At 41.5% G+C, this 21,549-nt stretch carries 37 protein-coding genes; 33 read left to right on the top strand and 4 right to left on the bottom strand.

Annotated features, from left to right (window positions below; all coding sequences use genetic code 11):
- Positions 1-13: 13 nt before the first annotated feature.
- Positions 14-442 (bottom strand): helix-turn-helix transcriptional regulator, encoded by a 429-nt coding sequence (locus NSQ58_RS11720; protein WP_076158520.1) that lies wholly within the window; start codon positions 440-442, stop codon positions 14-16.
- Positions 443-543: 101 nt separating this feature from the next.
- Between NSQ58_RS11720 and NSQ58_RS11725 the strand changes: the two genes are divergently transcribed.
- From NSQ58_RS11725 to NSQ58_RS11735, 3 genes are all read left to right on the top strand, one after another.
- Positions 544-741 (top strand): helix-turn-helix transcriptional regulator, encoded by a 198-nt coding sequence (locus tag NSQ58_RS11725; protein ID WP_076158515.1) that lies wholly within the window; start codon positions 544-546, stop codon positions 739-741.
- Positions 742-872: 131 nt separating this feature from the next.
- Complete coding sequence (locus tag NSQ58_RS11730) at positions 873-1,154, top strand: helix-turn-helix domain-containing protein (protein WP_279834919.1); 282 nt, start codon at positions 873-875, stop codon at positions 1,152-1,154.
- Positions 1,155-1,175: 21 nt separating this feature from the next.
- Complete coding sequence (locus tag NSQ58_RS11735) at positions 1,176-1,484, top strand: hypothetical protein (protein ID WP_068942307.1); 309 nt, start codon at positions 1,176-1,178, stop codon at positions 1,482-1,484.
- A gap of 228 nt (positions 1,485-1,712) precedes the next feature.
- Here the strand turns inward: NSQ58_RS11735 and NSQ58_RS11740 are convergent, their stop codons facing one another.
- The gene (locus tag NSQ58_RS11740) at positions 1,713-2,099 is read right to left on the bottom strand and encodes a DUF2513 domain-containing protein (protein ID WP_068942303.1); all 387 of its coding nucleotides are present in this window, start codon (positions 2,097-2,099) and stop codon (positions 1,713-1,715) included.
- Positions 2,100-2,182: 83 nt separating this feature from the next.
- On the opposite strand from NSQ58_RS11740, the gene NSQ58_RS11745 reads away from it, so the two are divergent.
- The 12 genes from NSQ58_RS11745 (at position 2,183) to NSQ58_RS11800 (ending at position 10,031) form a co-directional block, all read left to right on the top strand.
- On the top strand, positions 2,183-3,322 hold the full coding sequence (locus NSQ58_RS11745; RefSeq protein WP_341057448.1) for a ParB N-terminal domain-containing protein: 1,140 nt from the start codon (positions 2,183-2,185) through the stop codon (positions 3,320-3,322).
- On the top strand, positions 3,303-3,734 hold the full coding sequence (locus NSQ58_RS11750; protein WP_341057449.1) for an ORF6C domain-containing protein: 432 nt from the start codon (positions 3,303-3,305) through the stop codon (positions 3,732-3,734). The genes NSQ58_RS11745 and NSQ58_RS11750 overlap by 20 nt, the downstream gene beginning before the upstream one ends.
- Before the next feature lie 105 nt (positions 3,735-3,839).
- Positions 3,840-4,208 (top strand): hypothetical protein, encoded by a 369-nt coding sequence (locus NSQ58_RS11755; protein ID WP_341057450.1) that lies wholly within the window; start codon positions 3,840-3,842, stop codon positions 4,206-4,208.
- Positions 4,209-4,213: 5 nt separating this feature from the next.
- Positions 4,214-4,597, top strand: a complete 384-nt coding sequence (locus NSQ58_RS11760; RefSeq protein ID WP_264453482.1) for a hypothetical protein — start codon at positions 4,214-4,216, stop codon at positions 4,595-4,597.
- Positions 4,598-4,657: 60 nt separating this feature from the next.
- Positions 4,658-5,329 carry a hypothetical protein gene (locus tag NSQ58_RS11765; RefSeq protein ID WP_076295322.1) on the top strand — a complete coding sequence of 224 codons (672 nt, stop codon included), beginning with the start codon at positions 4,658-4,660 and terminating at the stop codon, positions 5,327-5,329.
- Positions 5,330-5,361: 32 nt separating this feature from the next.
- Complete coding sequence (locus tag NSQ58_RS11770) at positions 5,362-5,769, top strand: hypothetical protein (RefSeq protein WP_341057451.1); 408 nt, start codon at positions 5,362-5,364, stop codon at positions 5,767-5,769.
- A 34-nt stretch (positions 5,770-5,803) separates the two neighbouring features.
- The gene (locus tag NSQ58_RS11775) at positions 5,804-6,814 is read left to right on the top strand and encodes a phage replisome organizer N-terminal domain-containing protein (protein ID WP_341057452.1); all 1,011 of its coding nucleotides are present in this window, start codon (positions 5,804-5,806) and stop codon (positions 6,812-6,814) included.
- A 6-nt stretch (positions 6,815-6,820) separates the two neighbouring features.
- On the top strand, positions 6,821-7,777 hold the full coding sequence (gene dnaI / locus NSQ58_RS11780; RefSeq protein ID WP_341057453.1) for a primosomal protein DnaI: 957 nt from the start codon (positions 6,821-6,823) through the stop codon (positions 7,775-7,777).
- A gap of 116 nt (positions 7,778-7,893) precedes the next feature.
- Positions 7,894-9,024, top strand: a complete 1,131-nt coding sequence (gene dnaN, locus NSQ58_RS11785; protein ID WP_341057454.1) for a DNA polymerase III subunit beta — start codon at positions 7,894-7,896, stop codon at positions 9,022-9,024.
- Positions 9,024-9,542: a DUF1064 domain-containing protein gene (locus NSQ58_RS11790; RefSeq protein WP_341057455.1), complete on the top strand. Its 519-nt coding sequence runs from the start codon at positions 9,024-9,026 to the stop codon at positions 9,540-9,542. The genes dnaN and NSQ58_RS11790 overlap by 1 nt, the downstream gene beginning before the upstream one ends.
- The gene (locus tag NSQ58_RS11795; RefSeq protein ID WP_179085381.1) at positions 9,493-9,807 is read left to right on the top strand and encodes a hypothetical protein; all 315 of its coding nucleotides are present in this window, start codon (positions 9,493-9,495) and stop codon (positions 9,805-9,807) included. The genes NSQ58_RS11790 and NSQ58_RS11795 overlap by 50 nt, the downstream gene beginning before the upstream one ends.
- Positions 9,804-10,031, top strand: a complete 228-nt coding sequence (locus NSQ58_RS11800) for a hypothetical protein (RefSeq protein ID WP_076295329.1) — start codon at positions 9,804-9,806, stop codon at positions 10,029-10,031. The genes NSQ58_RS11795 and NSQ58_RS11800 overlap by 4 nt, the downstream gene beginning before the upstream one ends.
- Before the next feature lie 28 nt (positions 10,032-10,059).
- On the opposite strand, the gene NSQ58_RS11805 is transcribed toward NSQ58_RS11800, so the two are convergent.
- Complete coding sequence (locus NSQ58_RS11805) at positions 10,060-10,287, bottom strand: helix-turn-helix domain-containing protein (RefSeq protein WP_076295330.1); 228 nt, start codon at positions 10,285-10,287, stop codon at positions 10,060-10,062.
- 429 nt (positions 10,288-10,716) lie between these two features.
- On the opposite strand from NSQ58_RS11805, the gene NSQ58_RS11810 reads away from it, so the two are divergent.
- The 13 genes from NSQ58_RS11810 to NSQ58_RS11870 all read left to right on the top strand — a co-directional run bounded on the left by NSQ58_RS11810 (position 10,717) and on the right by NSQ58_RS11870 (position 15,910).
- The gene (locus NSQ58_RS11810) at positions 10,717-10,905 is read left to right on the top strand and encodes a hypothetical protein (RefSeq protein ID WP_076295331.1); all 189 of its coding nucleotides are present in this window, start codon (positions 10,717-10,719) and stop codon (positions 10,903-10,905) included.
- Positions 10,902-11,084 (top strand): hypothetical protein, encoded by a 183-nt coding sequence (locus tag NSQ58_RS11815; RefSeq protein WP_076295332.1) that lies wholly within the window; start codon positions 10,902-10,904, stop codon positions 11,082-11,084. Before NSQ58_RS11810 ends, NSQ58_RS11815 begins: the two co-directional genes overlap by 4 nt.
- 72 nt (positions 11,085-11,156) lie before the next feature.
- Complete coding sequence (locus NSQ58_RS11820; protein ID WP_341057457.1) at positions 11,157-11,828, top strand: HNH endonuclease; 672 nt, start codon at positions 11,157-11,159, stop codon at positions 11,826-11,828.
- Between the two features lie 33 nt (positions 11,829-11,861).
- Positions 11,862-12,083, top strand: coding sequence for a hypothetical protein (locus NSQ58_RS11825; RefSeq protein WP_053324978.1), 222 nt, complete (start codon positions 11,862-11,864; stop codon positions 12,081-12,083).
- 85 nt (positions 12,084-12,168) lie between these two features.
- Positions 12,169-12,468: a hypothetical protein gene (locus NSQ58_RS11830; RefSeq protein ID WP_341057458.1), complete on the top strand. Its 300-nt coding sequence runs from the start codon at positions 12,169-12,171 to the stop codon at positions 12,466-12,468.
- Between the two features lie 55 nt (positions 12,469-12,523).
- Positions 12,524-12,982, top strand: coding sequence for a hypothetical protein (locus NSQ58_RS11835; RefSeq protein WP_341057459.1), 459 nt, complete (start codon positions 12,524-12,526; stop codon positions 12,980-12,982).
- A gap of 50 nt (positions 12,983-13,032) precedes the next feature.
- A complete protein-coding gene (locus NSQ58_RS11840) occupies positions 13,033-13,410 on the top strand; it encodes a hypothetical protein (RefSeq protein ID WP_341057461.1) in 378 nt (125 codons plus the stop codon).
- Between the two features lie 48 nt (positions 13,411-13,458).
- Complete coding sequence (locus NSQ58_RS11845; protein WP_341057462.1) at positions 13,459-13,869, top strand: YopX family protein; 411 nt, start codon at positions 13,459-13,461, stop codon at positions 13,867-13,869.
- Positions 13,859-14,086: a DUF7167 family protein gene (locus NSQ58_RS11850; RefSeq protein WP_341057463.1), complete on the top strand. Its 228-nt coding sequence runs from the start codon at positions 13,859-13,861 to the stop codon at positions 14,084-14,086. Before NSQ58_RS11845 ends, NSQ58_RS11850 begins: the two co-directional genes overlap by 11 nt.
- On the top strand, positions 14,079-14,624 hold the full coding sequence (locus tag NSQ58_RS11855) for a hypothetical protein (protein ID WP_341057464.1): 546 nt from the start codon (positions 14,079-14,081) through the stop codon (positions 14,622-14,624). The genes NSQ58_RS11850 and NSQ58_RS11855 overlap by 8 nt, the downstream gene beginning before the upstream one ends.
- 45 nt (positions 14,625-14,669) lie before the next feature.
- Entirely contained in the window at positions 14,670-15,020 is a 351-nt protein-coding gene (locus tag NSQ58_RS11860; RefSeq protein WP_341057465.1) for a hypothetical protein, read from the top strand.
- 156 nt (positions 15,021-15,176) lie between these two features.
- On the top strand, positions 15,177-15,380 hold the full coding sequence (locus NSQ58_RS11865) for a hypothetical protein (RefSeq protein WP_341057466.1): 204 nt from the start codon (positions 15,177-15,179) through the stop codon (positions 15,378-15,380).
- Entirely contained in the window at positions 15,377-15,910 is a 534-nt protein-coding gene (locus NSQ58_RS11870; RefSeq protein ID WP_341057467.1) for a hypothetical protein, read from the top strand. Before NSQ58_RS11865 ends, NSQ58_RS11870 begins: the two co-directional genes overlap by 4 nt.
- Before the next feature lie 278 nt (positions 15,911-16,188).
- Here the strand turns inward: NSQ58_RS11870 and NSQ58_RS11875 are convergent, their stop codons facing one another.
- On the bottom strand, positions 16,189-16,515 hold the full coding sequence (locus NSQ58_RS11875; RefSeq protein WP_013310570.1) for a hypothetical protein: 327 nt from the start codon (positions 16,513-16,515) through the stop codon (positions 16,189-16,191).
- A gap of 133 nt (positions 16,516-16,648) precedes the next feature.
- Between NSQ58_RS11875 and NSQ58_RS11880 the strand changes: the two genes are divergently transcribed.
- The 5 genes from NSQ58_RS11880 (at position 16,649) to NSQ58_RS11900 (ending at position 21,062) form a co-directional block, all read left to right on the top strand.
- On the top strand, positions 16,649-17,290 hold the full coding sequence (locus NSQ58_RS11880; protein ID WP_418026237.1) for a hypothetical protein: 642 nt from the start codon (positions 16,649-16,651) through the stop codon (positions 17,288-17,290).
- A 132-nt stretch (positions 17,291-17,422) separates the two neighbouring features.
- Complete coding sequence (locus NSQ58_RS11885) at positions 17,423-17,680, top strand: hypothetical protein (protein ID WP_076158417.1); 258 nt, start codon at positions 17,423-17,425, stop codon at positions 17,678-17,680.
- Positions 17,681-18,066: 386 nt separating this feature from the next.
- Positions 18,067-18,306, top strand: a complete 240-nt coding sequence (locus tag NSQ58_RS11890; protein WP_279832263.1) for a hypothetical protein — start codon at positions 18,067-18,069, stop codon at positions 18,304-18,306.
- A gap of 73 nt (positions 18,307-18,379) precedes the next feature.
- Positions 18,380-19,669 carry a terminase small subunit gene (locus NSQ58_RS11895; RefSeq protein ID WP_341057469.1) on the top strand — a complete coding sequence of 430 codons (1,290 nt, stop codon included), beginning with the start codon at positions 18,380-18,382 and terminating at the stop codon, positions 19,667-19,669.
- Entirely contained in the window at positions 19,605-21,062 is a 1,458-nt protein-coding gene (locus NSQ58_RS11900) for a DEAD/DEAH box helicase family protein (RefSeq protein ID WP_341057471.1), read from the top strand. The genes NSQ58_RS11895 and NSQ58_RS11900 overlap by 65 nt, the downstream gene beginning before the upstream one ends.
- Positions 21,063-21,549: the final 487 nt, after the last annotated feature.

The following is a 21,549-nucleotide window of genomic DNA, read 5'->3' on the forward strand; positions in this document are numbered from 1 at the left end:
TGCCCCCGGAAGTTCATTTTCTATATTTTTTAGGCGTGAATTTCTTCTTCGCCATCTCACGCGACATACGAAGAGTATTCTCTAAAGAAATTCGAAGCAACTCTCGATCCTCTTCGTCCATTGGTTCCCCCATAAAAGATAACGACGAATCAGAATCAAGATCATTCATCATTGCCTCAAGTTTTTTTGCGATGTCACGTTCGTCTTGGTCTGTTAGAGCGTAGTACGGATCGCTCTTAAAGTCATTTGTCCTACCCAACAAATAGTCTGTTGTCGTATCGAGGATATCCGCAATCTTTTGAAGATCTGCACTTGAAGGCGTAACTCTGTCATTTTCTATGTGACCGAAGTTCGAACTCCCCATCCCTAATTGATCTGCAATTTGTTTTTGAGTCAATTTTGCCTGTTTACGTAAGGCTTTGATTCTTTGACCAAGTGACATAAAAGTGAGTCCTCCCGAAAAAATGTATTGTAAATACAAACTAGTTGTTGACTGTATTTAAAATACGATTTATACTAGGGACATATCGGAGGTGATGCTAAATGAAACGTGCGGCACTTAAAGAAAGAAGGCTATCAAAAGGCCTTACCCAAATCAAAGCCGCTGAGTCTTTAGGTGTTCATGTCGATCACATACGCAGTCTTGAGTATGGTCGCGTAAATCCTAGCCTAAAATTAATGTTTAGGATCTGTGAACTTTATAAAGACTCGCCCGAAAGACTTTTCCCTGATCTAAAATAGTATTATCAATACGACAATTGTATAATACCGTATTTTAATTAGGGAGTCAATGAAATATGGAAATTTTTTTGAGTAAAAACTGTATTTTAAATACGATCGAGAAAGTGATAGTTTAAGGTTGGTGAATGGTAATGACAGCCATCGAAGATGCAATTCGCGCAATTGTCGCTGAGGAAGTAGCAGCAGCTGAACAACGAATTATGGCATTGCTTCCAGCTCATGTAGATAGAACTCTAGATGTCCGTGAAGCTGCGAAACATATTGGTATTTCAGAAAAGTTGATTTATAGCTTATGCAAAACAAATGATATTCCTCATGAAAGATATGGAGTTTCCGGTTCTCGGAGACCGACAATAAAGATTCGTTTATCTGATTTGGAGGCCTGGAGAGCTGAACAAAGAGCTAAGAAATGAAGAAAGGAGAATCAAAACTAAATGACTACACCCAATATTGAACAACTGAATAACCGACTGCCTGATTTAAAGCATGTAAGCACGAATGATTTGATCAATGAACTGGCAACTAGACCAGGGATTGAAAAGATATCCGTTGGATCATACCAACACTTTGAACTTAAAAGAAAATATCATAAAGAACATTTGTCTGATGAGGATATCTATGTAGAAGCAAAGGAGGTTCTTGTTGTACTACCAAATCTGAAAACAGAAGATTCATTAGGAACTGTGGAGAGATTTTGGCAAGAGCGATCTGATCTTATCGAAAGGTCCCAAAGACAGAGCTAAAGGAGGGTAAACCTTGTCTTTTTATCATCATCCCATTAAAAGAGATAACGCAATGACTCACGTTATCGTTTCGGGATATTCTATCAATCAACCAACCGAGTCGGATATTCCATCAAAAATGGTCCAAAGTAAATTAACTATTGAATTGATGTTTACTAGCAATGATTGCAGCCCAGCTAAATATGAGGCGTTCTTGAACAAGTTTCAGCATTTCTTGAATGACAACTATCAATAGCCTATCTGCTTCTTGATAATTTGAGCAATAACATTTGAAGCAATGCTAGAAAGCATGGAGATTGAAACGCTGGAGAACCTGCTAGCAATGTCCTTGGATTTTATCCAAACACCATTGTCTCGGATGTTATCTAAGAATTGGTGTCCTTCCCAAGTCAGGCTTGAGATATAAAAATTATGCACCTCATCGCCAGCATACTGAACTTGGGCGTTAATGTAATTTGCTTCAATTAATCTTTGAGTTGTATAAATTATTTCTTCAAACGAATATGGCTCAGTAAAAGGATTGCTATTGAATGTGTGTTTAGTTACTTCGTTACCGAATGGTTCAGATTCTACGGCTAAAAGTAAATCTCTTATGCAGTCTTTGTTTAACTTCATAATCACATGTCCTCTCATTGTAATTTATCATTACTTTGAAATTCGGTATAGGGGCAGAAAAACCTTTAGAAAGGAGATTTAACTTGCAAATTGACATTAACAAAATAAAAGTCAGTGACCGCATTCGCAAAGATTTCGGCGGTATTGAAGAACTGGCCCAGGATATAGAACAAAACGGACTCATTAACCCTATTGTAGTAACACCGGATTATCAGCTTATTGCCGGAGAGCGGCGTTTGAGAGCGCATCAGTTCCTTGGACGCTCAGAAGTGACAGTAAGAATTATGGAAATCAAAGACTTTGAACATCAGCTTCAGCTTGAGATTTCTGAAAATGAACATCGTAAAGAGTTCACTTTTTCTGAACGAGTAGAATGGGCGCGGCGACTTGAAGAGGCCGAACGTTTGAAAGCCAAAGAGCGCATGGCTGGAGGTACGGAAAATTTTCCTGACCAACCTACCGGGCAAGTACGAGACATTGTAGCGGATCAAGCAGGGTTCGGCTCTGGCAGACAGTACGATAAGGCGAAATTCATCGCTGAAAATGCCACTCCTGAGATTATTCAGCAGCTTGATGAGGGATTAATCAGTACCCATAAAGCTTTTGTTGAAACCAAAGCCCGCCTAGAAGTTGCTGTCCGCGAAGCCGAAGAGAGGGCCGAACAAGCAGAACAAGAGAAACTTGCTCTGCAACGCCGGTACAAAAACACAGTTCCTGTTGACCAGGTTGACGAGGCTGTAGCTGCTGCGGTAGAGCGCCATGAAGAAGAAACGAACGTGTTTATCCGGCAGAAGGAAAAAGAGGCTGAGGCTCAACTTAAACAACGAGATGAATACTGGAAGAATAAGCTCAATGAAGATTTAGAACTGGAGCGTTTAAAAGTTGAGCAGTTGAAATCTGGCTACCAACAGAAAAAAGAAGAGTTGGAAGCGATGAAATTGCAGAAGACAGATGATTTTGATGAGCAGCAAGCGGAATTGAAAATGAGGAAGCTTCGCTCTGAGTCTAATATCAACGCCTTACAACTGAATACCCATGTAAAAAGATTTCTTGAAACGGTTGGAATCACTTCATTCATGCTAGGTGCAATTGGGGCTGCAAACATGGGGGAGAAAAAGCGCTTGGGGGAAAGCCTTGATATGTTGCAACGTTTTATAGACCAAGTTAGACCAGCCGTAAACGGCAGAAAGGTGGTAGAAGTATATGACATTGATAAACAATAATCAACAACCGGATTATATGATGCTGGTGGAAAAGCAACTCCAACTTACAGAATCTCAAGGAGTTGCCATTCGAGGCCTGTGGGACGGAATGAAGAAGATGCAGGAGGATGTTTCTGAGAAGGTTGAGGAAGTCCAGATGATGGTCCAAGAGGTTCGAGACAGCGTTACACTGACGGATGCTGAATGCTATCAGTTACAGAATGCTGTCCGAGTTCGATCAGTTTCTCTCACGAAAGACCGTCACAAGGAAACAGACGACAAGTTTAATGAGACGGTTGGCAAATACCGACGCATGATTTGGAGTAAGTTAAAAGTTTTGTTCTCAGTTGCAAAGTACAGTCACATCCGGCGCATAGATTTTGATGATTCCATTTACTTCGTTAAAGAGTTTCGTCCAGAAGACTACATTTAAAGGGGAGTTGGCTATGACGCTTGAAGAATTGGCTGAGTTGTGGTCTAAAAATTCTTTGCAGCACGCCATTATCGTTCGTAATATCCAGCGTGAGGCGAAGGCAAAATGAGTTACCAAACTCAAACCACTTATTCAATTCCAATCATGGATGATGAAGGGATCAAGTTTACATTAGATCAACCAGCAGACTCACTTATAGCCGCTGTATTACTCATGCATCGCTGGTTGAATTGTCAACATGCAGTAGATATTGAGATGCTAGAGCTGACAGAGCAGGATAAGAAAAAGCTTTCTCTTCAAAAGGAAAAAGAACTAACTGAACAAAAGCTTCAGGCCATTTATAAAACTCAATATGCTATTACAGATAGTCCATGGCCTAATCACGTATGTATTCAGAAGATGAAACCTTTGAAGGAACAAGAAAGGCAATTGAAGGCTAAAATATCCGAACTTGAGGCGGAGATATGGAGCTGAGAGAGTTGGACGATCATAAACGATCTAGAGTGCTTAGAGCGCAATTACGTGAGTTATATGAAGACAGCATTGACGCTGTCAAATTCGGATTACCGACTGACGAAATTCATGCTCAAATAGATTTGCTTACTGCTGAATTAAGTGAACTTGAGGAATTTAAAAATGAAGAATATGAAGGGCTAGAGTCTCCTAAGAAATCTGGATACAAGATATCCGGTAAAAAAATAGGATGCTGCAAGCATTGTGAAAAAGAAGTCTTTGAAGGACAAATAATTCCTAATCCAAAAGAAGAAGGACTTTTCTGTAATTACTATTGCCGTAAGTTATACCGCAAAAGAAAAGACAGAGAAGCCCTGACAAACAATCGTGCTACCAACACGATCATTTAAGAAACATTTCAACGGCAGTATATCATGGATTCTAAAAAATGAAAATAGGAGTGTAATAATATGGATTTGAATAATATGGTAAACCAGGCGCTAACGAATATTCATAGTGAGGGGTTAGTTGAAAAAATCGTTAGAAATAAGCTTGAAAAAACAATTGAATCTATTATTGATGATATTTTTAGTTCCTATGGAGACTTTGGGAAGCAATTAAAAGAACATGTAAAACAACATTTTTCTATCAATCTTGGCGTGTTGGATTTACCGTCTTACAACACATTAATCGCGCAAGTAATTAAAGAAAAACTGGATGAGATTACTCATATACAGGGTGTAGAAAAATTGAAGGAACAGATGGATAGAATGCTTGCTGATGTTAAGCCAGAGTATAAACTATCAGAGCTTATCAACAGCTGGAAAAAAAGTGAAAACGAAGATGATGAATATGATGACAGTGATGAGTTCTCCCTTCATATTGACAAGGATTATAGTACGTGGATTCACCTTGATCCAGAACCGGATAAGGGTAAGTATCAATGCAAATATGGAATGCTTATTCGCGATGATGGTACATTATTTTGCCTGAAAATAGATGATCGCGAAATTAAATCAAAAGATATGATGTACGGCTTACATGGAATTGCAGAGGATTTATTCAAGATTTATGCTCATGGTTCTAAGTTAGTCATTGATGAGGATGAAATAAACCTCTATTACGAAAACAGCGAATACTAATTGAAATTGAACAGACAAATAAGTAAGAAAGAGTGGTTGCATTGTCTCTAAAAAAACAATATACGCTCGGAGAGCTTTATAGTCTTGCGGATCAATGCAGCCATGATTACCCTGCTACACTGGCACGTAAGATTGAATTACTGACCGAAGTCCAGATTCTTTTGGGGCGCAAGGCAGCTGAGGCCGTAAGGGATTATAAGAAGAAATATGCTGAGAGGAAGCGTGTTTATGCTGAAGCGTATATTGCAGCAGAGAATCTTAGGGAGCAGCGAGCGGAGTTGGCGGTAATCAAACTTCGCAACCAAGAAGCGGATGCAGAAGCTGATAAGGTTCGCTGGAGTAACGCTGTAGAAAGTAATGACCAGGTAATAAACTCTTTAAAATACAGCCTAAAGGTGTTGCTGGCGGAGTTTGGAAACAACGCCAGCGCAAACAGGTAGGTTTATGATTCAAAAGCTGAGAAGAGGTTGAAACATGGCAGAAATAAAATGGATCAAGCTCAGTACTGGCATGTTTGACGACGAAAAAATTAAAATCATCGAAGATATGCCCGAAGCTGACACGATCATTGTTATATGGCTCAAGCTAATGACTATGACAGGAAGATCAAATATGGGCGGTTACATCATGCTGACCGAAACTATTCCATATACAGAGGACATGTTGATTTCAGTGATCAAAAGGCCGCTGCCGGTTATAAAAATGGCTCTATCCATCTTCGAAAGATTCGGGATGCTGGAAGTTTCTGAGCAAGGAGCTTTCTTTCTGCCTAACTGGGAGAAACATCAGAATGTAGATGGAATGGATAAGGTCAGGGAACAAACTAAAAAGAGGGTTCGAAATTACCGGAACAAGCAAAAGCAGCTTGATTCAGGTGGAAATGATCCTCATGTTACAGGAAACGTTACTGGTAACGTTACAGTAACGGTCGGTAACGAAACAGATAAAGAATTAGATTTAGAACTAGAAAAAGAAAGTTGTTGTTTAACGCCCGAGACTGAAATCAAATCCGAAGATGAGGGGATACCGTTCACCCGACAGGATGCCGTTCCTGTCAATCCTGAAACAGATGCCGACTCTGGACAGAATGAAGTATCATCTTCGGATATTGATTATCGCAACACCCTTGCCAACAAGTACCTACAGCGCAGGGGGAAAGGATTAGACATTACAGCAGCCGACGAAACGAGCATTGATGAATTGCTGACTGCTGGTGTACCGCTTCAAACCGCTTTGGACGGAATTGATCAATCCTTTGACAAATTTAAACCTAAGCATAAGCGCGATGGGATACGGAGTCTGAGTTATTGTGCGACTATTATTTTCTCCTTACACGCCTTACGTGAAGATGTTGGTAAGGGGGAGAGGGTCGAAAGTCCTTTGCCTTATAAACCTGAGTCACAAATAGATGTGCCGCCAAGCGAATACACCGAGTCGGACATTCAAAGCATGCTTGCAAAACTAAGGGCTAAACAGGGAGGTTGATGCCGTATGGAGAGTTTCGGCAAAGAGCTAAAGGCATTAATACCCGCAGGTTTTGCCAAGAAACAGGCTGCGGTGCTGGAACGTCTAACAAACCATCCTGAGGTTCAGAGATTAAAAAGCGAATTTCCTGACCGAACTGAGGATCTGACCGAACCCAAACGATATAGAGATTTGTCACAGCATATATCCTATTGCGATAAATGCAGCGAGTGTCCAGGGTTGCTTGCTTGCCGGAACGAACAGAAGGGGCATGCAAGCGTTGCGGAGCCTAACCCGACCAAAGCTGACGAACTGGTCTTCCGACTTCGGAAATGCCCATTGTTGGTCGCTCACGAAAGAGAACAAGGAATAGGTCAGAGGATCAAGAGCCATTACATCCCGGCTCACATCCTGAATGCCACCTTCGAAGACATTGAACCTGACCCGCAGCGGATATCTGCAATTGCAGCGGCAATAAGCTTCTGTGATGAATTTGTTCCCGGAGAAACGACAACAGGACTATACTTTTACGGTCAAATGGGTGTAGGCAAAAGCAGGATCGTTGGAGCCATTGCCCAAGAGTTGGCTAAGCGTGACGTAAGCGTACTGATGGTCTATGTTCCTGATTTCCTACTGGAGGTCAAGGATGCCATTGGTTCCAAAACAGAAACAGTAGAGGGCAAATTGGATGCATTGAGGACTGCTACAGTCTTAATTTTAGATGATATTGGAGCTGAGTCCCTTACAACATGGACAAGGGATGAAGTGCTGGGACCGATACTTCAGCGGCGTATGGAACGCTTAACGACGATCTACACATCTAATTTAACAATGAGTGAGTTGAAACAGCACTTGGCGAATGTGAAAGATAGCAAGCCGAGCGAACAGAAACAGAATGACAAAAAAGCGGCCCGGATCATTGAGCGAATAGAACCATTTGTAAAGATACTGCCGGTGGGTGGTAGAAATAGACGGAGGGATTAAGGGTATGTGTAGAACTTGCAGCGGCAGTAAGGTGGCATATCAGTTCAAAGGCTCCATCGTAATGCTGGGACCTTGCCCGGAGTGCAATTCTAATGCGAAAAAGGAGATCAAACCTTATGAATATAGTAGTGGACAGTGCTTTACTGGTTGAAGCTCTGGAAGATGCCAGCAAAGCTATTTCAGCTAAAAGTATCATGCCAATACTCGGTTGCTTCTTAATCGAAGCCAACAACAAGGGGCTAACAGTAACAGGAACTGATGATAGAGCTACGATACAATCGTATATTTTCGACGAGCATGTTCAAATCGAACGGAGTGGAAAGGTAGTTCTGCCTAAACTGTGCTTGGAAATGCTCAAGAAAATTAACGGGGATGTCCGAATTGAATCTAATGCTGGTTTCAATGTGATTATCACATCACAGAATAAAGAAATCGAAATGGCTGGGTTAGATCCAGAAGAATTCCCTTTGCCTCCCGCGATTGCTGAAAATGAACATATTGAGATATCAGGGAAAGATTTAAAGGGTTTATTCAAAAAGGTTGTTTTTGCAGCAAATATTGACGCGAAAGACTTGCCGATCATAACAGGCGCCAATGTTTATCTCAAAGACGGAAAAGTAGGAATGCAAGCTACTAATCGGCATCGGCTATCAAAAACCGAAAAAGATATTGCGTCAGGCGAATTCGGAAATGCTGTAATCGAAGCAAGAGGTCTTATGGAGCTTCAAAAGATCATAACGGATAAGGATAATGTAGAATTCGGATTCTCGAAGTCTGATGATGGTCAGGTAGTATATGCATTTGCTCGGACGGAGAGGTTTACGTTTTATTCACGCGTTCTAGAGGGTGTCTATCCTGACACGCAGCGAATGAGCGCTGTACCGGAAGGTACTACAAAAGTCGAGGTAAATAAACGGGAACTTTTGGATTCCATTGAACTTATCTATACTCTGGCAAAAGAAGAAAAGAGTAATATGATTAGGCTGGACATTGCTGAGAAAGAAGTAAGCATTCGAGGTAAAGGGAAACAAACGGGTAAGGCAAGTGAAAGTATTGTTCCTATCAATTTTACTGGTCAGGATTTTACAATCTCTTTAAATGCTAAATATGCAATGGATGCTCTGAAAGCTTTGGATGGAGAACGAGTAACACTGATCTTTTCCGGGAAAATGCAGCCTATTTTCTTTCTAAGCGGCGAGGATAAGCAAAGCATTCATGTGGTACTACCGTATAGGACGGTAGATTAATGAGTAAATACAATGCTAAAAAAGTGATTGTTACAGCCGATGGAACTCTATTTGAGGAATGGTTGGTAAAGAAATATAACCTTGATGTAACTGGTATTCGATTCGACAGCAAAATGGAAGGTGAGTACTATCAGGAATTGCTCTTGCAGAAGCAGCTGGGGGAAATAAAGGACTTTGTCTGTCAGCCCAAATACGTCTTACAGGAAAGCCCGAAGGTGACCTACATTGCAGATTTCCTTGTTACTGATCTTGACGGAAGCCAGCGAGTAATTGACATAAAGGGAGTTGAAACGGCTACCTTTAGAGTGAAGTTGAAGCTTTTCCAACTAAAATACCCGACTTTGCCAATTGAAATACTGGTAAAAAGGCGTGGGGAATTTGTTTCTACACAGCAGGCAAAGAAAGAACGAGCAGATCGAAAGCGAGCAATCAATAAATTAGTAAAACGAGCCGAAGGAGAGATTAAAAATGTCAGAACTGGCCGGAATAAAAGTCAGATTTACCGTAATCAAAAATGAGGATGCTGAAAATTACCTTGATGATCGGGATAAAAGTGAGTTGTCCCGCATTCTTTGGAAAATCCAAGAGTTGCGACATCTGAATGGAAAGCCAGCTTTAAATACCTATCTGGTAGTTAACACCGACGAAACATATGCGGCTGATATAGTCCGCATCATGCAGGCTAATAACCATTGGGGACCAGTGATTGACCCTAATCAGGCGGAGTTGAAGTATGACGGAGATATGCTTATTCTACCGGAGACGGAGGAGGCGATTAAATGAAGCACTCTCAAAATGAAATTGAACGTCCAGAAGTAACACAACGGATCATAGAATTGCTGGACAAGCAAAACGAGAAAGGTCTAAAGAAGTATGGAACCACCATAGACCAGGTATCAGATATGTCCTATGACTGGAAACTCATGGCCTTGGAAGAGGCAGCTGATTTGATTCAATACCTTCAGAAAGAAGTTATGCGACTTGAAAGGCTTCTTAATCCGATCTAAGCGGGAAACAAAAAAAGGAGCATAGAGGTTATTTCTCCTCTTGCTCCGCTTCATCAACATATTCTATTAAATCATTGACTGACTCCAAACCCAACGCCTTGTATATCTTGTTTAAGTTTTCTGGTGACCACTGTTTAGCCTTATTGTTCACCATGTCACTTATAGTATTTGGCCTAATGCCCGTTTGAATATGTAATTTATACATAGTCCAGTCAGGCTTAGATTCAAGTATCTGATCTAATTTTAAACGAAACATAGCAGCCACCTCTCTTACATTAACTTATCAAAAATAGTTAAACGAATCAAGATTATAATTTCCTTGACTACTAACGAAATTCGTTATATATTAATCCTATCGAAAATAGTTTAACTAAATTAGATAATAAATAGGAGTGAATTATCAATGAGAAAAACATACAAGCAATGGGTATTCTGGCAAGATGGGTTTTGGGAATTCGAGTGGAGTTTCATCCTACTCACAATTTGGATCAAAGAATTAAAAACTCGTCTGAGCGAGTATAAACAGGTCATTAAGCTCAGAGCGTTCACCGGGATCATCCGGTGAGGTTGGCACAAGCCAAGATCAGTTCAGGAAACTTTTCCTACGCTGAATGATTCGACTACGCAACTCTGTATCCGAACGAGCAACCTTGTACTGGAACTGAAAACATATAGGAGGGCGGATATGACGAAACAAGAGGCTGACGAATTTACCACGGCTTTGTCGGAGCGATACGCTCAGATTCAAAAATCTAACTCTCATAACAATGAATTGTTGAGTTTGTGGGAAGAAGTTATTGAAACCTTACCACCAGATATAAAGAGTGGATTTGAAGAAAAATATGATCACCTTGTAAGGGAGAGTAGTTCGTGAAAAAGCTCGACTTGAACAAGCTTGATGAAGAGCCGATCGAAGTGCAGCAGGCCGTGGCCTTCTATGCATCTCACACAATAAGCAAAGTGCACGTAACAACGAAAGAAAGATATAAATATTATTCCGTTTTAGAAGAAGCAGGGCTGCTTGAACCTCTGAAATCCGCAGTGGAGCCGTAACGGATTAGGTACAAAATATAAGCATAAGCACAGGAAATACGAAACTAAATTGTTGGAAAGGTGGCGAGGAGAATGTCTCATCAAACATTCTGGAAACCGGAGAAAAAAGTCAAAGAAAAGAAATCGTTCAGCAGCCTTAGACAGCGTAAGAAAAGCAAAAAGCCGATTCCAGAATGGAAGAAGGACATTCTTGCTCACCACCAGTCACGTCCTTCTCGGGCTGACCGAGCTGAATTTCCGGCAGAAGTAGTTACTGAATTAATAGAAGAAACACAAGGCCTCTGCCAATGTGGGTGTAGTCGTAAATCCACTCAAACCCATCACGTAATTCCAAGAGGAAGAAGCGGACGCGGTGTAAAGACAAATGCTATGCGTGTCTGCGATACCTGTCATGATCGTATCCAGACAAACGAGGAAGAACTCCAAGGATGGATAACGACATATTCATTAACTTATGGACCTAGATTTTGGTTTGACGAACAAGATTGGGAAGAGTACAACCGCAAGCAGGCGGCGCGTGAACGGATGGAAGCTGAGAAGAGAGAGCATCTAGATTACATGAAGCCAGTAATGGAACTGATTACTTCAGCGGCAGGCCGAACTTTGAAGGCTAAAGAGATACGGCTGTTGGAAGCTATGGATGATAAGCAAATGCTCGTTTTTACAAACATGATATCTGATGCTTTGAAAAATTTCAGCGTACCAGCACCTTCTTATGGTTATGGTGAGCGGTTCGAGGATTGATCTATAGCCCCCAAGGGCAGAGAGGACATAACAATGGATATGCAACTGAAAATAGTTTGTTGGGCAACGGGTTTCAAGTTTGGAGCTGGAACATATGAGGTTCATGACCAAAACGGTGGTTTTCGGGGATTTTGTTCAGTAGCTAAGTTGAAAGAAAAAGGTTTGGTACGACGGATAGACCATACCAAGAAGGCAGAAGTATTTTTAAACACGGATGAAGGTCGGGCGTGGTTCAGAAAGAACCGCACAGTTTAGCCCCATAGGGAATAAGAAGGAGGGGGCTTAGCCCTCCATAAGGGGGATACACCCCCTACTACCTATACCAAAGGAGAGATATTACATGGTTAAAGCTATTGCATTCAAAGCAAAGGGTAAGGATGGACGTTATCTATGTGACGGCATCGATTGTGGAGATTGGGGCGACGAGAACCTTGATACAACAATATTGTCTGACGCGTTTCTCATTATACGCAATGATCTGACGGAGCCAGGCGAAAAAGACATTGAAGATTGTTACAAATTCTTTGCCAGTTTACCGATTAGCAATGACGTTCAATTTGTGAAGGACAATTATGATCCGATACCAGTAGTGCTGACACAGGAAGAATTAAAGATAGTCCGCGAACGCAATGAGTGGTGAGGCATAACAGCCTCTTACCCTATACCCAATACAAATATTAAAGGAGTAATGAAGCATGAGTAAAACAATTTTGACTGAAGAGGGATTTAGAAAAATCCAAAAGGAAATCGACCACATCAAAACTATTAGAATTCCTGATATAGAAAAACGATTAGAAGTGGCAGAACAAGTTGGCGATGAGGAAGCAATTAAAAGCATCAATGAAGAACTTAATTTTTATACTCAGCGCATACCTTACTTGGAAAATATGCAGGCTACCGCCAAAGTAGTCAAGCCCGAATTCGGAACCTACGCAGCACACCAACCAAACTACGAGGGATTTGCGAAACTTGGAGTGCTGGATGATTATGTGTACCAGTCTCTTTCCCACATGGGAAATGCATCACATCTGATGTCCTGGGCATTTACGGTGCTCGATCATACAGATGTACCGAAGGAGCTACGGGAAGAAGTCAGACAGGTTGTAGCCGCTATACCGAAGCTTCAAGAGCAACTAAGAGCGTACCGAAAGTAATTTCAGCCTCTTACCCCATACCCTAAACAAATAATAAGGAGCGATTATCAATGGAAAACGTGAAATTGTCTGAACTGCCAAATGAAACGAAGGTAGGGTATGAGGATTCCTCGTGTGTGTACACGGCTGGGGAACTGCGAGAAATAGTAAGAGATGATGAAATTTTGGCGTCGCATACGTGGTACGCATTTGAGGAAAGACACTGGCGCCCAGATGCTAAGTTAATGCTCAAACAATGGATTGAGTACGAGAGTGAAGAATTGTACGAAGATTGGGAAGAAAGAGCATCAAAATGCTTGAAACAAGAACATTACGACCGGATTCAGGCAGTGCTTAACGATGCATTCGCAAGCGACCACGTAACAAAATATTGGATGTTAGACGGTCCAGAAGTAATTATCGACACACTGGATCGACCGAGCGCATAAACAGGGGCCTTCTGGCCTCTTACCCTATACCCCTAAGGAGCGATAAGCATGAGAGATATTAAATTCCGTGGTAAACGACTGGATAACGGCGAATGGGTATTCGGAGATATCTGGCAGCACAACGGCAGGGTGGACATTGTAGACGATAGAGCGCAATCACATCCGGTAGACCCTGAAACAGTAGGTCAATATGCTGGTCTGCCTGATCGGGAAGGCGAGGACATTTACGAAGACTCTATTTTGGATGGTAGCTACAAAAATCCTATGTCTGGCGAGATGGTCAAGCGACATTACAAGGTGACCTACAAGAAAGGTGGATTTTACGCCGAATTGATAGGTCACCATCCGTTCGGAACTACTTTGCTCTATTTCGAAAACGAAAATGCTGTGGTAATAGGCAACATCCACGATAACCCGGAGCTGCTACAGCCCCAAGGAGGGAACAAGGATGTTAATTGAGTGGAAAATGTCTATCGGCTATCCCAACGCATGTCGAGAGGGAGCGGTTGAGATTGACGACGAAGACATAGAAGGTAAGAGCAGGGAAGAAATCGACCGAATGATAAACGAAGCTATATGGGAAGATGCCTCACAGTATATTGATTTCTACCCTACCAATACGGTTGAAATCGAAGAGGCTATTAAAAGGCTGACTGGAGGCGGTAAAGGTGAGTGAACGGACATATAAGCTGCAAAAGGGCGATCAGGTTGTAATGCATACGTGTATGGAACATGACCACCCTGACAACTTCGGCAAGATTTGGACATGCCGATCGGATGAATTCCAGCATAAAGGACACGATTACGGTTCTATATTCCTTGAGGGTTTTAGTGGATCGTTTTCAACTGAGTTTCTACAAAAGGTAGATGTATCAGCTCTGGTAGACTCACTCCAGCAGCAGGTAAATGGCTTGAATGAGGAAAGCCTAGCTAACTTTCAAACGGCTGCTGAGAGAGGCAAACAGTTGGCAGAGAGGGACCAGACAATAGCCCTGCTCACAGCGGAAATGAAAGGGTTGGAGAAATTCCCGCGCGAAACCAGTGGAACAGGATATCATGTCTTAGATTTTGATTATCTCCATATGATCAAACTGGAAATAGATAATGACGATAGAGATTTTTCAACACTTGACACAGACGATATAGAAGATGTTTTGTTAGCGGTTGAGAAACTGCGAGAAGAAGAAAGAATGAAGGCATTAGGTAGGGAGTAACCACCAATACAATACGCTCAGTCACCCTGACGGAGCGTTGGAAGGATGATAGATATGTTGGATATGACAGACCAGCAACTAAATTTGCAACTTGAAATACTCTTGGGGGCTAAAGAGGACCGACACCGTGAAGGCAACGTCATAAAGGGCACTTACTCTACCAGCCCGAAAGATTACTGCACTGACCCTGCTGCCTCTCTGGAGGTACAGGCAAAGGCTATAGAGGTAGATGCAGCGTTATATTTGAAAACTTTGTCAACGAAGGTATACGGGGCGACATATGAAGAGGTTGAGAAATACGACCTTATAGCACTCATTGAAGTTAAACGTCTATTACTCGCCAGCCCCCGAGAAAGGGCAGAGGCTGCCTATTTAACATTATCCATTAAGGATTAAACCAATACAGGGTGTAGGACCTACACCCACTAAGGGAGGATATATAGATGGGTCAGGCACTTTCACTAATAGCCATACTATCACTGCCCTTTGGAATTGGGATTAGTGTGGGCATATGGCTGACACAAAACGGTTTCATTAAAGGGAGGAACAATAATGACAGATAAACCACGTTATTTCCAGTGTGTTGAATGTTTTAAATACTTCACTGCTGCTGAGTGGGATGAAGAGACAGAAAATACTTTAGGACGCGACATAGTTCCCATTGAGTTAAAGGAAACGGGCTTGGAGTATATTTGTCCAGAATGTGGCACTGGGCAAGACGGGGACGATATTACCGAATGGGAGGAACAACAATGACAGATAAACCACGCTTAATAGATGCAGATAAGCTGCTTAAGTGGATGTTCAACAGGGAAGAGAGTCGGCGCCAAGGAGCTGGTGGCAGGAGTGTATTCTATCAATCGTTGTATTCGTCTATCAATGACGGTGATTTTGATCCAGACCCACCACAGCAGCCAGATATACAGGTAGGGGAACGTAACTGGCAAGAGGATATGAATCTGTGCTTGAAAGTGGATGAAGCATGGTCAAGGGAATTATTTATCGCAGATCAACCTGACATTACTATCTACTGGCTCCAACAATATGACATAGAGTTGAGAGGACGTATACGCTGGTCAGAGGTTGCTAAAGGATTGGGAGATGACCTAGAACAGCAAGGCAAGGAAATGATTAGATTACAAAAGGTTATACAACAAAAGGATGCAGAGATCGCGAGGCTAAAGAAGTCTATAGAAGGCCTACAGCTGATTACCAAAATAGAAAGGTCAACGCGTGTGCAACCTGAACATACGTCTTTCCTGCGAGATAAAGGAAACAAGCTATGACCATAGCTGATTGGATGATGGCTCACCCTTGGATGGCATTTTGGATGTGGATTTTCTTCTGTGTATGTACAACCTATTGGGGGAAAAGTCGATGATAAGAGCCTATACCTCTATATTATGCGCATTACTGTTATATGTGGGTGTAGTCAGTATAGATAGGTATATCCTAATAGAGACGGTGCCGCCAAGCGAGGTGAGTATAAAATATGGCAGATAATAACGATGAAAAAAGTAAGCACTTATGAAAAAAAGTGCTTACTTTAGAGTTGTTTTTATTATTAAGGGAGTATTTTGTAAACGAAGCCTTGATATAATGGGCATACTTTATTGTTGCCTTTTTGTTGCCATTTATACAAATAAAGATCTCCTGCAAAGCCTCCTTCTATGTAAAATTTTGAAGTTGGAACTGTCGATTTCTTATCCTCATTAACCGTTGCACCTCTGATACCAGTGACCCATTTGCTGTTCTTTTGAGACGGAGTATATGATGTCTCAGAAGAAATATTTGCTGAAGTTTGGGGTTGTTCTGCAAAACCTAAAGACGGTACAGACAATGCCCCAAGAAGAACTGTGCCAGCAGCCAAAGCGATAATAGATTTTTTCAAAAGTAAAGCCTCCTTAGTTTGTTTATCTTCATGTGCAAACTATGGTGTAAGGTTATTATAGTGTTTCTATTTCCATTTAACTACCAGAAATAACGATTTCACCAAATTATCACATTATATAAAGGAATGATAAATGATGAATGATAATCAAATGTGTATAGTAAATAGTCTTGAAGAAGAGTCTTCTGATACGCAAAAGATAATCCAGGTAAACTTTTTTTCAGACATTGAGCAGGAAGATATTCGAAAAACAAAGTGGCTTCTCAGTAAGTATGTCGATATGATTGACGTGATCAAAAACTATGAGTTTGCTCTCCAGCAGATTGAAAACGGAATGTCTGCGTATGAGTTGCTTTCCGCCGAGGGGGCAATTGCAAAACGGGAGTCAGGTCAGGAGTTAACGGCAGATGTAACAGCGAATGCTGCGATCCTAAAGGACAAACGGCATTTGAATTACAAATTCTATCAATTCATCACAAACAATGTCCGCTTCGCCGTGAACAACATGAGGGACCCACACGAGGGACTTGCTGCCAAGCTGCTGTTCATAGATGGAAAAAAATATCTCAAGGCCCAGCAGTATATGGAGAAGGGATACAGAAAAGATGTGCCTGGTATCTCAGCTACGACATTTGCAGATAAACGACGACGAGCGATTGTAAATATAGCAAACAGCCTTAAAATTAATCGGACTTTGGATTTTGTGGTTATCGACTACGGGAGAGGGCGGAATAAGGAAGGAGAAATTGGACTCAGGATGCCAGAAATAAATTAGACCGTAAGGGCTTAAGCCTTTGCGGTCTTTATTTGTTATGGAGAGCAAGGTAAATCCGTAGTAGGCCCGTAGCAGAAAGGATTTACACTTTATTCAGAACAAATTAAACCCATTTTAGGAGGAACACAAATTATGTCTAAACAACCACGTTTCGCATTTCTCAGTTCTGACGGTATTTTGCACTTACATGATGAAGAACATGCAGCTCAACATGGAAAGCATGTACAGACATCCTTGACGGATGATGAGAGTGGATATCCAGTCATTGAGGGTGAGGGTGTTGTCTACTACCCGCGAGAAGACAAATCTTATATCAAGGGCAATAAGGGTGACGGTAAGCTCATTCCTACACCGCCAGTGCTCAAGCAGCTCGCAGCAGAACTTCTGTAATTAATGAACGTGGTGGCGGAAGAGAGACGCACTTTGTCGGGGTATTGCTTGGGTGAAAGGCCCATGGATTTATCGGTATGTCACACACGCCCGAAGAGAACCGATATACAGGGGAGAATGGCCCTTGTCCACAACTACAATCAAATATTGGAGACAGGACTCAGAGGGTAATATAAACCCGGAGCAAGAAGGATGTCCATTGAAGGCCTATTCCAGGCATGGCGGATTAGCGGTAACCGCATGTTATAAATTACCGATCACTACAATAGGAACAGCGTAAAGTCGCTGCTCTTTTTAATTTTGGATGAAAGGCTGTATTGATATATAAAATTCTGCATCCTTAATGTCGATACAATCGTATGGAACAATATAGGAGATGAATTTGAGTGAAGCAGAAGATAAAGGATGGAATAATGTTGTATTTAGTAGTACCGATATTTTTAACATGGTTTATATGGTTTCCCCTTGGCATGAATTATTTGTATTGGACAGATATGAAAAATGAATTTCACATTCAAGAAGGCTACTGGGAATTCTTTGGACGAAATTGGTATAAAAAATCTTTTCACATTAAAGTGGACTATCTAAGAGAATATGAAGAAAGACAAGAGAAAGCTGCTAAATAGTGGCTTTTTTATTCGTTCAGGAAACTTTTCCTTAGCTTCTAGATACATTATCAAAAGGGGTGAATAATAAAATATGGGACGAAAGAGAGACCCGAAACGGGACGAAGCATTTAATCTATACAAAGCCAGTTCCAGCAAAATACGTCTCACAGATATAGCCTCTCAACTTAGTGTATCTGAAGGTACGGTAAGAGGATGGAAGGCAAAAGATAAGTGGGAGGACATACTTGCTGACGTTACGGAACATACAGAACGTTCTAATAAAAATAGAACGGATCAAAATAACAAAACTTCGAATGAAGATGAAGATCCAACAGCATATCCTGATGAGCTTTTTCTAAAAGCTGTTCAAATTGTAGCCGAGGCCAAACAAGCCTCGGTTTCTTTATTGCAACGCAGAATGAGGATAGGTTATAGCAGAGCGGCCCGACTGATTGATGAAATGGAGCGGCGCAAATTCATTGGTACATATCAAGGTGATAAGCCAAGAGAGGTATATGCTACCCCACCGACAGTTGATGCGCTCTCTAAAGAACTAAAAGTTGCTACTCCAGAAATACGGAACGCTCCGAAAAAGGTATCGGAACGCTCCGGTAATATGGAACGTTCCAAAAAAGCACAGAGCGTTCCAATTGTTGTTGAAGAACTGGAACCTGAAATTCCTGATGAAGATGGATTAACGCCTAAGCAAAGGATATTCACTTATGAGTACCTTCGAGACTTCAATGCCACGAGGTCAGCCATTGCGGCGGGATACAGTAAAAAAACTGCCTATCAGATTGGCTTTGCTCTATTGAAGAAAGTTGAAATTCAAAACATTATTCGACAGCACAAGGAATCTATGATCGACGAGATAGGTTTAAATGCTCAGCGCGTTCTAATGGAGTACATGAAGATTGCTTTTGCAGACATAACGGACTACGTGGAATTCGGTCAAAAGGAAGAGGATGTTCTAGGCTTAGAAGGAGACCCCGTGTTTGATCCTGACACTGGAGAAACGAAGAAGTACAGATATAATTTTGTTGCTTTCAAGAACAGTGATGAAATTGACGGCACGCTTGTTTCAGAAGTAAAGCAGGGCAAGGATGGCGTAAGTGTTAAGCTTCACGATAAAACAAAGGCTTTAGACGTGCTGACTAAATACATGGATTTGTTGCCGGATAAACATAAGCGGATGCTTGAAGACGAAAAACTCAAGATGCAGCGTGAGAAACTTGAGCTTGAAAAGGCAAAGGTATCTGGTGAAGGCGATGCAGAAGATGATCTAATTGACGATTGGGTAAAGGCGGTGGTAGGTGATGAAACAGAAGGATTCACCGGAGACGAAACGGAGGCTGCAAGCATTCAAGAAACGGATTCCTGAGTATCGCAAGAATCCCACATTGTTCTGCCAAGAGATGCTTAAATTCTTTCCTGACGATTGGCAGGCAAGCACTCTTATGGATTTAGCAAATAATCCTCGTGTTTCAGTTCGTTCAGGTCAGGGCGTCGGGAAAACAGGCTTAGAAGCAGCGACAGCTTTATGGTTCCTGTCTTGTTTCCCATATCCAAAAGTGATTTGCACAGCTCCTACAAGACAGCAGCTACATGATGTGTTATGGGCTGAGATTAATAAGTGGCAATCTAAAAGTCCGGTATTGAAACGGATTCTAAAATGGACAAAGACCAAAATCTACATGAAGAACTATGAGGAACGCTGGTTCGCTACAGCTCGTACAGCTACTAAGCCTGAGAATATGCAGGGCTTTCATGAGGACTACATGCTGTTTATTGTGGATGAAGCATCGGGTGTTGCTGAACCAATCATGGAAGCCATCTTAGGTACGTTGTCGGGTGAGTTCAATAAAATATTGATGTGTGGCAACCCGACAAAAACGTCGGGTGTTTTTTATGATTCGCACAATAAGGATAGAGCAGATTATAAAACACGCAAGGTGTCATGCTTAGACAGCCCGAGAACCAGCAAGGATAATATCGCCATGCTCAAGCGTAAGTATGGTGAAGGCAGCGATGTATGGAGGGTCCGGGTTGAAGGTGAATTTCCCCGTGGAGAATCGGATACATTTATTTCGCTGGAAGTAGCTGAATTTGCAGCTAAAGAAGTGAAATTGGAACCTACTGGAGATATGCTAACCATAGGCGTTGACGTTGCACGATTTGGTGATGATGAAACCTCAATGTTTGCTGGTATAGGGCCAAGAGTTGTAGGAGAACACCATCATTTCAAGAAAGACACAATGGTAACTGCGGGGTGGGTGATTAGCCTGGCTAAAGAGTTACATTTGGCGCATCCATATTTGAACCGAATCAGGATAAGAGTAGATGATAGCGGCGTAGGTGGAGGCGTAACAGATAGATTAAATGAGGTTGTATCTGAAGAAGGGTTACCATATGAAATCATTCCAATTAACAATGGTTCTTCTTCTTTAGATGAGCACTATGGGAACCTGGTTACTGAAATGTGGGCATCCATAAAGGAACAATTAGAACAGAATATGAGCAATTTTATGAATGGAGATCCGAGCGTTCTGCAATTGCCTGATGATGATGTTCTTATAACCCAACTTACAGCACGTAAATGGAACATGACCAGCAAAGGTAAAATGCTGCTTGAAAGTAAGAAGGATATGAAAAAGCGTGGGCTCAAGTCACCGGACAGAGCTGACGCTTTTGTTTTGACATTTGGAGAATATTTGATGGAACCAGATACACATATTATGCTTCCATCTATAGGTAGTGTGGTAGTAAAAAGATAACCTTTGGCTAACCTTATGTAAGATATCTGACAAGTCTGCAGTAATATCTGGGAGAGAAGGAGAAATAGTACACTGCATCTGATCTATAGGCGAACAAAGACTGGAACGCCCAAGTCATATTTGAAAAGCATCACCAAATGTACAATCGGTATGGATTTATACATGTGGGCCATGAGAGTATGTGTGAGATTAAAGACCCTGATGTCTGTATGGGGGCAGTGCAGATTTATTAGGGGTCTTTAATACAAAGAAAGAGTTTTCTTCTTCATAATAGCCTGAGTGATAGCACGATTTGGCTCAAGCTTTGAGATGGAGTTGAAAGTATGCTAACACGCTGAAAATTAAGTGATTTTATGAACAGGACAATGCGGTTCTTAGAGGGTTGCAAGATATAAAAGCTTTAATCAAGTTCCTATAAGTATTAGATTAAATTTATTATTACATGTGCTATTATTTTAGTACTTGTTCAAATGTGATTGGAGGATAA

This window comes from Paenibacillus sp. FSL M7-0134, from assembly GCF_038007865.1.
Taxonomy (GTDB): domain Bacteria; phylum Bacillota; class Bacilli; order Paenibacillales; family Paenibacillaceae; genus Paenibacillus; species Paenibacillus polymyxa_B.

Excerpts from the sequence above, each read along its gene's own strand:
- NSQ58_RS11790 (WP_341057455.1), top strand. The coding sequence starts at position 9,024 with ATGAGTAAATACAATGCTAAAAAAGTGATTGTTACAGCCGATGGAACT.
- NSQ58_RS11750 (WP_341057449.1), top strand. The coding sequence starts at position 3,303 with ATGACATTGATAAACAATAATCAACAACCGGATTATATGATGCTGGTG.
- NSQ58_RS11740 (WP_068942303.1), bottom strand. The coding sequence starts at position 2,099 with ATGAAGTTAAACAAAGACTGCATAAGAGATTTACTTTTAGCCGTAGAA.
- NSQ58_RS11900 (WP_341057471.1), top strand. The coding sequence starts at position 19,605 with ATGAAACAGAAGGATTCACCGGAGACGAAACGGAGGCTGCAAGCATTC.
- dnaI (WP_341057453.1), top strand. The coding sequence starts at position 6,821 with ATGGAGAGTTTCGGCAAAGAGCTAAAGGCATTAATACCCGCAGGTTTT.
- NSQ58_RS11775 (WP_341057452.1), top strand. The coding sequence starts at position 5,804 with ATGGCAGAAATAAAATGGATCAAGCTCAGTACTGGCATGTTTGACGAC.
- NSQ58_RS11840 (WP_341057461.1), top strand. The coding sequence starts at position 13,033 with ATGGAAAACGTGAAATTGTCTGAACTGCCAAATGAAACGAAGGTAGGG.
- NSQ58_RS11860 (WP_341057465.1), top strand. The coding sequence starts at position 14,670 with ATGATAGATATGTTGGATATGACAGACCAGCAACTAAATTTGCAACTT.
- NSQ58_RS11795 (WP_179085381.1), top strand. The coding sequence starts at position 9,493 with ATGTCAGAACTGGCCGGAATAAAAGTCAGATTTACCGTAATCAAAAAT.
- NSQ58_RS11810 (WP_076295331.1), top strand. The coding sequence starts at position 10,717 with ATGACGAAACAAGAGGCTGACGAATTTACCACGGCTTTGTCGGAGCGA.
- NSQ58_RS11865 (WP_341057466.1), top strand. The coding sequence starts at position 15,177 with ATGACAGATAAACCACGTTATTTCCAGTGTGTTGAATGTTTTAAATAC.
- NSQ58_RS11820 (WP_341057457.1), top strand. The coding sequence starts at position 11,157 with ATGTCTCATCAAACATTCTGGAAACCGGAGAAAAAAGTCAAAGAAAAG.
- NSQ58_RS11885 (WP_076158417.1), top strand. The coding sequence starts at position 17,423 with ATGTCTAAACAACCACGTTTCGCATTTCTCAGTTCTGACGGTATTTTG.
- NSQ58_RS11845 (WP_341057462.1), top strand. The coding sequence starts at position 13,459 with ATGAGAGATATTAAATTCCGTGGTAAACGACTGGATAACGGCGAATGG.
- NSQ58_RS11825 (WP_053324978.1), top strand. The coding sequence starts at position 11,862 with ATGGATATGCAACTGAAAATAGTTTGTTGGGCAACGGGTTTCAAGTTT.
- NSQ58_RS11800 (WP_076295329.1), top strand. The coding sequence starts at position 9,804 with ATGAAGCACTCTCAAAATGAAATTGAACGTCCAGAAGTAACACAACGG.
- NSQ58_RS11755 (WP_341057450.1), top strand. The coding sequence starts at position 3,840 with ATGAGTTACCAAACTCAAACCACTTATTCAATTCCAATCATGGATGAT.
- NSQ58_RS11725 (WP_076158515.1), top strand. The coding sequence starts at position 544 with ATGAAACGTGCGGCACTTAAAGAAAGAAGGCTATCAAAAGGCCTTACC.
- NSQ58_RS11835 (WP_341057459.1), top strand. The coding sequence starts at position 12,524 with ATGAGTAAAACAATTTTGACTGAAGAGGGATTTAGAAAAATCCAAAAG.
- NSQ58_RS11880 (WP_418026237.1), top strand. The coding sequence starts at position 16,649 with ATGATGAATGATAATCAAATGTGTATAGTAAATAGTCTTGAAGAAGAG.
- NSQ58_RS11765 (WP_076295322.1), top strand. The coding sequence starts at position 4,658 with ATGGATTTGAATAATATGGTAAACCAGGCGCTAACGAATATTCATAGT.
- dnaN (WP_341057454.1), top strand. The coding sequence starts at position 7,894 with ATGAATATAGTAGTGGACAGTGCTTTACTGGTTGAAGCTCTGGAAGAT.
- NSQ58_RS11870 (WP_341057467.1), top strand. The coding sequence starts at position 15,377 with ATGACAGATAAACCACGCTTAATAGATGCAGATAAGCTGCTTAAGTGG.
- NSQ58_RS11830 (WP_341057458.1), top strand. The coding sequence starts at position 12,169 with ATGGTTAAAGCTATTGCATTCAAAGCAAAGGGTAAGGATGGACGTTAT.
- NSQ58_RS11720 (WP_076158520.1), bottom strand. The coding sequence starts at position 442 with ATGTCACTTGGTCAAAGAATCAAAGCCTTACGTAAACAGGCAAAATTG.
- NSQ58_RS11895 (WP_341057469.1), top strand. The coding sequence starts at position 18,380 with ATGGGACGAAAGAGAGACCCGAAACGGGACGAAGCATTTAATCTATAC.
- NSQ58_RS11850 (WP_341057463.1), top strand. The coding sequence starts at position 13,859 with ATGTTAATTGAGTGGAAAATGTCTATCGGCTATCCCAACGCATGTCGA.
- NSQ58_RS11805 (WP_076295330.1), bottom strand. The coding sequence starts at position 10,287 with ATGTTTCGTTTAAAATTAGATCAGATACTTGAATCTAAGCCTGACTGG.
- NSQ58_RS11735 (WP_068942307.1), top strand. The coding sequence starts at position 1,176 with ATGACTACACCCAATATTGAACAACTGAATAACCGACTGCCTGATTTA.
- NSQ58_RS11730 (WP_279834919.1), top strand. The coding sequence starts at position 873 with ATGACAGCCATCGAAGATGCAATTCGCGCAATTGTCGCTGAGGAAGTA.